The 9,210-nt window shown below is 36.2% G+C and carries 7 protein-coding genes; 3 read left to right on the plus strand and 4 right to left on the minus strand.

What is annotated here, in order from left to right:
• Nucleotides 1-125 precede the first annotated feature (125 nt).
• The gene (locus BBH99_RS04835) at nt 126-2,264 is read right to left on the minus strand and encodes a S46 family peptidase (RefSeq protein ID WP_083188748.1); all 2,139 of its coding nucleotides are present in this window, start codon (nt 2,262-2,264) and stop codon (nt 126-128) included.
• A 260-nt stretch (nt 2,265-2,524) separates the two neighbouring features.
• On the opposite strand from BBH99_RS04835, the gene BBH99_RS04840 reads away from it, so the two are divergent.
• The gene (locus tag BBH99_RS04840; protein ID WP_228390740.1) at nt 2,525-3,013 is read left to right on the plus strand and encodes a copper resistance protein NlpE; all 489 of its coding nucleotides are present in this window, start codon (nt 2,525-2,527) and stop codon (nt 3,011-3,013) included.
• 36 nt (nt 3,014-3,049) lie between these two features.
• On the opposite strand, the gene BBH99_RS04845 is transcribed toward BBH99_RS04840, so the two are convergent.
• Nucleotides 3,050-3,697 carry an MgtC/SapB family protein gene (locus tag BBH99_RS04845; protein WP_066692734.1) on the minus strand — a complete coding sequence of 216 codons (648 nt, stop codon included), beginning with the start codon at nt 3,695-3,697 and terminating at the stop codon, nt 3,050-3,052.
• A gap of 246 nt (nt 3,698-3,943) precedes the next feature.
• On the opposite strand from BBH99_RS04845, the gene BBH99_RS04850 reads away from it, so the two are divergent.
• Both BBH99_RS04850 and BBH99_RS04855 read left to right on the plus strand, forming a co-directional pair.
• Nucleotides 3,944-4,342, plus strand: a complete 399-nt coding sequence (locus tag BBH99_RS04850) for an immunity 22 family protein (RefSeq protein ID WP_066692735.1) — start codon at nt 3,944-3,946, stop codon at nt 4,340-4,342.
• Nucleotides 4,343-4,556: 214 nt separating this feature from the next.
• Nucleotides 4,557-5,162: a zinc ribbon domain-containing protein gene (locus tag BBH99_RS04855; protein ID WP_123873010.1), complete on the plus strand. Its 606-nt coding sequence runs from the start codon at nt 4,557-4,559 to the stop codon at nt 5,160-5,162.
• Nucleotides 5,163-5,222: 60 nt separating this feature from the next.
• Here the strand turns inward: BBH99_RS04855 and polA are convergent, their stop codons facing one another.
• Nucleotides 5,223-8,057, minus strand: a complete 2,835-nt coding sequence (polA, locus tag BBH99_RS04860) for a DNA polymerase I (protein ID WP_066692743.1) — start codon at nt 8,055-8,057, stop codon at nt 5,223-5,225.
• Nucleotides 8,058-8,308: 251 nt separating this feature from the next.
• Complete coding sequence (tssD, locus tag BBH99_RS04865; RefSeq protein ID WP_066692745.1) at nt 8,309-8,722, minus strand: type VI secretion system tube protein TssD; 414 nt, start codon at nt 8,720-8,722, stop codon at nt 8,309-8,311.
• Nucleotides 8,723-9,210 lie beyond the last annotated feature (488 nt).

Raw genomic sequence — 9,210 nt, forward strand, 5'->3', positions numbered from 1 at the left:
AATCACATCCATAGATCTTTGGAAACTGTTTTCAACGCTACGATTGAACGGTATTTCCCCCTAAAAATAAAAGAGTCTATTCAAAATACATTCGAATAGACTCTTTAAAGGTATAACTTTTAAAATTACTTGATCACTTTCATTTCATCAATAAGCCATTTAGCATCTGCAAATTTCTCAACGATGAAAAGGATGTATTTTGTATCTACCATGATGTTTCTGCTGAAACGTGGGTCATAGTTAATATCACTCATGGTTCCCTCCCATTGTCTGTCGAAGTTAAGACCAATAAGGTTTCCATTCGCATCAAGGGTTGGACTTCCGGAGTTTCCACCTGTTGTGTGGTTGGTAGCCGTAAATCCTACAGGAACGTCACCTGTTTTATCTTTATAAATTCCAAAGTCTTTCTTGTTGTAAAGATCGATCAGTTTCTTAGGAACGTCAAATTCATAATCTCCAGGAATATATTTTTCCATTACTCCTGCAAGGTGAGTCTGGTACCCGTAAGAAACAGCATCTCTTGGAGTAGATCCTTTGATCTTACCATACGTTACACGAAGCGTAGAGTTTGCATCCGGGAAGAATTTTCTGTCTTTATCAGTTTCCATCTGCTGAGCCATGAACTTCTTCTGCAATGCATCAATTTTTGCCTGAAGTGAAGTATATTGTGGATCTGCCGCTTTCATATAAGTCTCTTTCATAGAAACATAAAGCTGATAGATAGGATCTTTCTTCAACGTTTTAATCAGCTTATCCTGATTAGAGAATGCCTTATCAATATCTGCCGTCAGTGTTCCACCATTTACAGCTGTTCTTCCTGTAATAATAGAGTTTTTAGACATATCTTCTACAACAGGAATGTTGGCATTTTCATCTTTATACTTGTTGAATCCTGCCGGTAAAAACTGTGGAGCTGTTTTGTTAGCATATAAAGCTAATAATTTTGCAGTTACTTTAGCATCAAGTTCTGCGCTATAGTCTTTATAGAAAGAAGTAAGTTTTGTTTTTAGCTTCGTAAGCTCCTTCTCATCCATTCTTCCTGCTTCTACAGTAGTTACAAAGTCATAGTAATCTCCTGCCAGCTTTAACGTCTCAGCATTTCTCACCACTTCTGTGTAATATGCATTGTTTAAAGCATAAGGAGCCTGCTCGTTGTAAAGCTTGTTCAGCTGATCTAAAGTAGTTTTAACCTCGGGGTTTTTAGCCACCAAAGAACCTTCATACATTACTTTTTTCTCTACAGCATTGGATTTCTTTAACCCTTCTACTTCACCGATCCACTTTTTCCAGTAATTGGCTACAGATGCATATTTGGAAGCATATTTAATACGTGTTTCGTTATCTACACGCATTTTTTCATCCAAAGTTTTTAAAGCCACATCACGTACAGCAATTCTTGCAGGATCAATATCCTTCATAATTTTCTCTACGGCAACTGAAGGAAGATATTCTGTAGTTCTTCCCGGGAATCCGAATACAAATGTGAAATCGTTTTCATTCTTATCCTTGATGGAAACCGGTAAATAATGCTTCGGAGTGTAAGGGACATTGTCTTTTGAATACTCTGCAGGCTTGTTATCTCTGTCTGCATAAATTCTGAACATAGAGAAATCTCCGGTATGTCTAGGCCAAACCCAGTTGTCTGTATCACTTCCGAATTTTCCGATGCTTTGAGGCGGTGCCCCTACAAGACGGATATCTTTATAGGTTTCGATGGTGTAAGCATAGTACTTGTTTCCATAATACATCGGCTTAACCATAATTGACTGGAAAGATTCGATTTTTTGAGAGTTTTTATAAACCTCAATATTATTGTTGATCTTTTTACTAAGCTCAGGTTCTGTTAGATTGTCTGTTCCTTCTAAAATCTGGAAACTAACATCTTTTATATCTACAATAAAATCTACTTTTACTCCCGGATTTGGAAGTTCGCCGCTCATATTCTTAGCCCAGAAACCATTTGAAAGAAGGTCGTTCTGAACAGTTGAATGTGCCTGAATCTGGCCAAACCCACAGTGGTGGTTAGTCAGAAGCAATCCTTTAGGAGAGATGATCTCCGCGGTACAACCGCCGTTAAACTGTACCACAGCATCCTTTATGCTCGGTTTCTGAGGATTGAAAATATCTTTAGCAGAGATCTTCATTCCCAAATCCTTCATTTCCTTTTCATTCAGTTCTGTAGGAATCCACATTCCACCATATTGTTGTGCAAATGCCATTGCAGCCGGCAAAAGAAATACGGATAAAAGTATCTTTTTTGTCATAATCAAAATTTTGCCCGAATTTACGAAGAAAAATAGGAATAGCCCCATAAAACGAGGGTAAAAATGTCAATAATGAATTTTGCTTCGTAAGTGAATGGTAAATTATCTCATCTATAAAATTGACCAGCGAAGCGAATTGACAATTTACCATTGACTTTATCCGTCTCTCTTATCCTCAAACTCTCTCCCTCTCCAACTCACCCTTGGCTTAATTTTTGATTAAAATTTGTCAGTTAAAAAACATACTTAAATTAATTATTATGATGAAAAACAAAACACTTATCCTTGGAATCGGAGCGGCTTTATTCCTTGCTTCCTGTACTAAAAAAGAAACTGTTGATACTAAAACTTCTGGAGCAGATTCTGCTACTACTGTTCAACCAACGGTTGCAGACAGTACAGCCCATCCAACAACCAGTGCTCAGGGTGATACCTCTGAAAATGCCTTGGATTGGAATGGTACTTACGAAGCAACAGTACCATGTGCTGACTGTCCGGGAATCAAGACTTCATTAACATTGAATAATGATAAAACATTCAGCATTACTGAAGAATATCTTGAAAGAAAATCAAGGAACGAAGATAAAGGTACTTTTACATGGGATGCTACAGGAAGTGTTATCACTTTAAAAGGGAAAACAGCCAACTATAAATATAAAGTTGGTGAAAATATGCTGATCCAACTGGATATGGATGGAAAAGAGATTGACGGACCTAACAAGGATCTCTATGTATTCAAGAAAAAATAAAAATAAAGGCTTCGGCCTTTATTTTTTTGCTTCATTCTAAAACTGATAGGCTATAATTTTGGTATCATCCACCAGGTCTCTGATCAACTCTTCATGGTGGGTATTCTTCCCCGTAAGCCTCCAGGTCGCGGTAATATTCCCTTGTGTATATTGTTGCTTGATTAATAAATACTTTAAATGATGCTTTTTAAAAAGATCTTCACAATGTTTTAAATCTGCTGAATTTGTCACGCCAACTTTATATTCCCTGATCTTGTTATAATTATCTATAAAGCTTTGCAGATAAGTTAAGGCACTCAGAATAATAAGGACCAAAGCTGTTCCCAAAAGAGAAAAGTAAACATATCCGGAACCTACCGCCATTCCTATAGAAGCTGTTGCCCAAATGGTAGTAGCCGTTGTGATGCCTTCAATTTTATTTTCGCCTTTAAATATTACTCCTGCTCCCAAAAAACCGATTCCGGTGATGATATTAGCCGCCAGACGATCCGGATTTCCAACACCAATTTTAATGGAAAGAATGGTAAACAGACAGGCTCCAAAGCAAACCAGAATAAAAGTACGAAGTCCCGCTGATTTGTTACGGTATTCACGTTCAGCTCCAATCAGTAATCCGAGGACTACGGATATAAAGATCAGTAACAACTCATTCTTAACCACATAATGATCCTGTAGAAATTCCATTTTCAAGATTTAATGATAGAATAAATTTACAATAAAAACTTTTACGGAACTATTTTTGGTTCCCAGACTTTGTGTACTATTCCTTAAAAATAGAATGTAAAGAAAAACTTTTGTAATATTACACTTTCAAAGGGAAAAATAAACCTTATACTTATTTTTTTCAATATTAAATGACCACTCGAAAGTTTAAACACCAAGAATGTTCATTCTAATAATTATAATAAATAATACAACAAACAATACATTATGGACAAAGAAATTTCTCACTTCTGGCTGGGGTATTTTAAAAATGAAGAAGAATTTTATGCTTTCGTAGAGGAGGATGAAAATTATTATCTGGAAGAAGAAAATGATGATCAGTATGTTTCAAAATTTGCAGAATCCCAGAACATCAAATGGTTTGATGATGACTTTATAGAATACGGTTTTGAAGACGAAAGATTAGGACTGGTTGAAAAGTTCTCGGAATATTCTTATGCAGACCAATGGCTTCCTGTTCTTGAACAAAAGCTTAATGATCTGAGCCTGGATACTCCGGTAAACGCTATTGTTTTTGCCAGCAGATTTGTGATCCCTAATCCTGTTTCTGTGGACGGAGAGGAAAACAAGCTGTATTATATTGGCGAAATTGAATTTGACGTTTAACCATAAAATAGGATATCTGGCTGTATTACAGCCAGGTTCTTCTATAAAAATCACTTTTAGTGATTATTCAATCTAAAATAGCAAAAGCCATTGAATCTGAATAGGAATAAATCTACAAAAAACCTATAAAACCAGAGGAATAGCATTTATTTTTACAAAAATCAACTTACGTACGGTAAACCGTAAATAATCTTGAATTGTTCAAAATACTTTTGTGCATCAAAAGATTATAACTATGTCACTATCTAAATGTCCACAATGTAAAAACCACATCAGTAATACTGATCATTTTTGTCCACAATGTGGCTACTCTATTAAAGACAACCTAAAGAAAGCTTTTTCTCAAACTTCCAATACACCTATAAAACAAAATAATGGATGCGGTATTGCAATATTGTTCATCTTAGGAATTGCTTTTATAGGATTTCTTATCAATAAATGTACGGGAGAAGAAGATAATTCTAGCTTAACAACTAATACAGCAACCCATATTTCCAAAGAAGACAGTATTAAAAATAAAATAAGAAATGACAGTATAGATAAGCAACAAAAAATTGAAGAAGAAAAGTTCTTAAAATCAAAAGCCGGAAAAATTCATAAAAAACATCCTGAATGGTCGAAGGAAGACTGCATAAATATTTCTGAAAACAAAATTTGGATTGGAATGCGCTATGATATGCTTGTATATATGAGAGGCAAACCTGATAATGTAAATACTTCAAATTATGGAGACGGGCCACAATATCAAGCTTGCTGGCATGATTATGATGCGTCTTGTTTTTATTTTGATGACAGTCAAATCATTACTTCCTATAATTAATAAAGTAAAGGTGAACTATTTAAGTTCACCTTTACTTTAATTTATGATTATTATATAGAATTAATGCGCTTCCAGCCAGTTATTTCCTACTCCAATTTCTACCAATAACGGAACCTGTGTTTTCAAGGCATTTTCCATTTCGGTTTTAATTAATTTTGAAGCAGCTTCAATTTCGTCTGCCGGGGCTTCAAATACTAATTCGTCATGTACCTGAAGCAGCATTTTTGTTTTTAGTTGCTGTTCTTCCAGCTCACGGTCTATTTTAATCATAGCGATTTTCACGATATCGGCAGCACTTCCCTGTACCGGAGCATTTACTGCGTTTCTTTCCGCATGACCTCTTACTACAAAGTTATTGGAATTAATATCTTTCAAATGACGCTTTCTTCCCAGAATGGTTTCAACATATCCCATCTGACGAGCCTTATTCACCTGCTCGGCCATGTATTCCTTCAGTTTCGGATAGGTTTCAAAATAAGCTTCGATCATTTGCTTCGCTTCTGTACGGGATAGTCCGGTTTGTTCTGCTAAAGCAAAAGCACCCTGCCCGTAAATGATTCCGAAGTTTACCGTCTTGGCCTGGCTTCTCTGTGTCTTTGAGACTTCTGCCAAAGGAACTTTAAAGAGTTTTGCCGCTGTGGATGCGTGGATATCTTCTCCGTCCTGGAATGCTTTAATCATATTGTCTTCTCCTGAAATTTCAGCAATCAGACGAAGTTCAATCTGTGAATAATCGGCTGAGATAATTTTCTTCCCTTCTCCGGAAACAAAGGCTCCACGAATCTGTTGTCCTCTCAATGTTCTGATCGGAATATTCTGCAGGTTCGGATTCACACTTGCCAGACGGCCTGTAGCTGCTGTAGTTTGAGAGAAATTGGTGTGTACCCTGTTATCAGATTTATCAATCTGTGATGGCAATGCATCTACATAGGTTGATTTTAATTTCTGATAAGTTCTGTATTCCAGGATATGTTTGATGATCTCATGCTTTGAAGCCAGTTTTTGAAGAACATCTTCCGAAGTTGCGTACTGACCTGTTTTTGTTTTTTTGGCTTTCGGGTCAAGCTGCATTTTTTCAAACAGGATTTCTCCCAGCTGTCTTGGTGAATTCATATTAAATTCTTCTCCTGAAAGCTCAAAAATTGTTTTTTCCAGTTCTCTCAGGTCATTTTCAAGATCAATACTTTCCTGTGCCAGCCATTTTTCATCTAAAGAAATTCCGGCAAGTTCCATTTTCGCCAGAACTTCCATCAATGGCATTTCGATATTGAAGAAAAGCTCTTCCAAGTTTTCCTTTTTCAATTGTGGAGCAAACAGTTCATACAATTGGAAGGTTACGTCTGCATCTTCCGCAGCATAATCTGTCTGGGTTCTAAGGTCTGCATCCCTGAAAGTTCCCTGTTTTTTCCCTTTCTTACCGATAATCGTCTCAATGGAAACAGGTTTGTAGTTCAGGTATACCTCAGAAAGATAGTCCATGCCGTGTCTTCCGTCAGGATTCAACAGGTAATGGGCGATCATCGTATCGAACATCGCCCCTTTCACAGTGATGTCGTACTGTTTTAATATTTTATAATCGAATTTTAGGTTGTGAGCAATTTTCAGCAGATCTTCTTTTTCAAAAAACGGTCTGAAGATCTCAAGGGTCTGCAATACTTCTTCTCTGTTTTCGGATAGAGGAATATAATAGGCTAATCCTTTTTTATAGGAAAAGCTCATTCCTACCAGTTCTGCTTCCAGCTCATTCAATGAAGTGGTTTCTGTATCAAAACAAACTGCACTCTGCTTCAGTAGATTATCTACAAGCTTTTTCTGAGCTTTAGGATTATCAATAAACTGATAAAGATGGTCGTTATGATCAATGGTAGATTTTGTAGAAGTTGCCTGATCCAGCTCTTCAAAATTCGCAAAAAGATCAAGTTGCATCACCTGTCCTTTTACTTCTGTTCCGGACTGGGTCTGCTTTACTTCTATTTCACTTACCACAATAGTTTCTGTAGCGGCCGGTGCAAAAGCCCTGTAAAGATTTTCATATAGTCTTCGGAATTCAATTTCCTCAAAAACTTCTTTTACTTTTTCAAAATCAGGAGTTTCAAGATCGTATTGTTCCTGGTGGAATTCTATAGGAGCGTCACAGATAATGGTAGCCAGTTTCTTAGACATCATTCCACGTTCTGCAGAAGCTTCTACCTTTTCTTTAAGTTTTCCTTTCAGTTTATCTGTATTGGCCAGCAGGTTTTCAATGCTGCCAAATTCTTTAAGGAATTTCATAGCGGTTTTCTCTCCTACCCCTTCTAATCCCGGGATGTTATCTACGGCATCTCCCATCATTGCCAGATAATCAATAACCTGTTTAGGATCTTCTATCTCATATTTGGCTTTTACTTCTTCTACGCCCAGGATTTCTATATCTCCGCCTTTTAATCCCGGTTTATAGATTTTGATTTTATCTGTCACCAGCTGTGCAAAGTCTTTATCAGGTGTTACCATGAACGTGGTATAACCTTCTTTTTCTGCTTTGCAGGCAATGGTCCCTATTACATCATCTGCTTCATATCCTTCAACACCCAGAATCGGAATATGCATGCCTTCCAGAATCCTGTGAATATATGGAACAGCAATTTTGATAGCTTCCGGTGTCTCACTTCTATTAGCTTTATAATCAGCAAAATCATCGGTTCTTACGTTTGCTTTCCCTACATCAAAAACAACAGCCAAATGGGTTGGTTTTTCTCTTCTGATCAATTCGATCAAAGAGTTGGTAAAGCCAAAGATGGCAGAAGTATCTAAGCCTGTACTGGTAAGTCTTGGATTCCTGATCAATGCGTAATATCCTCTGAAAATCATCGCATAAGCATCGATGAGAAACAGCCTTTTATCTTGTGTTGCGTCCATATTATCTATAATGAACAAATATAAGAAAATAGGAAGATAAGTTGCTAGTTTTGGGGATGGGATTCGAGGCGCGGGATTCGAGTTACGGGTACGGGAATTCACGATTCACATACGGAGCAAAATTGATTTTTGACATTATACCAAGTTAACGGTATTTTATATCTTTTTAATACCCTGTATTATAAAAAACAGAACAGTACACTCTGTGAGCATACTGTTCCATTAGTTTTTTTAAGTTTTGTTGTACTGGATTATTTACCAGCAGATGGCCAAAGACCTGCGTACTGAGAAGTACCGTAGTCAATAGTTTCAGCACTTACTACGAAGCTGATCAGCATACTGTTGCTGTCTACAGCGTCGAAGTCTACTTCGTGTTGGATTACGTATCCGTTCTCCCATTTCAAAGTGATCAGAGTTCCTTCTTCGTGAGATTTGTTGAATACAATTTCTCCTACTGTTGGCTTATATTTTCCGTTCAATAAGCTTTCCAGGATGTCTGATTTTTCAGTAGCTTCTACTGTAACTTTGATTAGAGCGTTAGAAGGGTCTGATGCTACACGTCCTGATACGTCTGTTGATCTTGATACGCTGTAGTTCATTTTTAATAATTTCTGACCTTCTCCGTTGTTGAATTTTAAGATTCCTCTTGAATTTCTTTCTGCCATGATTGTAAATTTTAATCGTTAGTAATATTTATGTTATTGAATAATTGTAAGACAAAGATAAAGGGCCTCAAGTTGAAAAAAAAGCTTTTGAATAGAAATCTGAAAAATTGTAGTAGTTCTACGATTTTATGTAGTAATTCTACGACAATGGAGTTAAACAAGAACACAAGCGCCTATTAATAAATATTTTAACTATAATTAATAAATAACAAAAAAGTATCAATTAACACACATAAAAGAGAATTATAATATTAAAAATTCACTTTTATGAAGGTTTAAAAATCTTCCAAACCTTATTATTCATAAATCAATTTTTAACATGAATTCTTTTCTTTTTGCCATATCCGAATGCTAATCTCCAAAACAGACTCCATAGTATAGCATAAAAGACTTTTTTGAATGATACTTGTAGATATTACATACGTTAAAGACAGATAAGGTAATTTCATTTTTTATTCATAAAATTGAAAAGTCTTTTAATTCTTTTA

This window comes from Chryseobacterium contaminans (assembly GCF_001684955.1).
Classification (GTDB): Bacteria; Bacteroidota; Bacteroidia; order Flavobacteriales; family Weeksellaceae; genus Chryseobacterium; species Chryseobacterium contaminans.

Coding starts and splice junctions, on each gene's coding strand:
- BBH99_RS04835 (WP_083188748.1), bottom strand. CDS start 2,264: ATGACAAAAAAGATACTTTTATCCGTATTTCTTTTGCCGGCTGCAATG.
- BBH99_RS04840 (WP_228390740.1), top strand. CDS start 2,525: ATGATGAAAAACAAAACACTTATCCTTGGAATCGGAGCGGCTTTATTC.
- BBH99_RS04845 (WP_066692734.1), bottom strand. CDS start 3,697: ATGGAATTTCTACAGGATCATTATGTGGTTAAGAATGAGTTGTTACTG.
- BBH99_RS04850 (WP_066692735.1), top strand. CDS start 3,944: ATGGACAAAGAAATTTCTCACTTCTGGCTGGGGTATTTTAAAAATGAA.
- polA (WP_066692743.1), bottom strand. CDS start 8,057: ATGGACGCAACACAAGATAAAAGGCTGTTTCTCATCGATGCTTATGCG.
- tssD (WP_066692745.1), bottom strand. CDS start 8,722: ATGGCAGAAAGAAATTCAAGAGGAATCTTAAAATTCAACAACGGAGAA.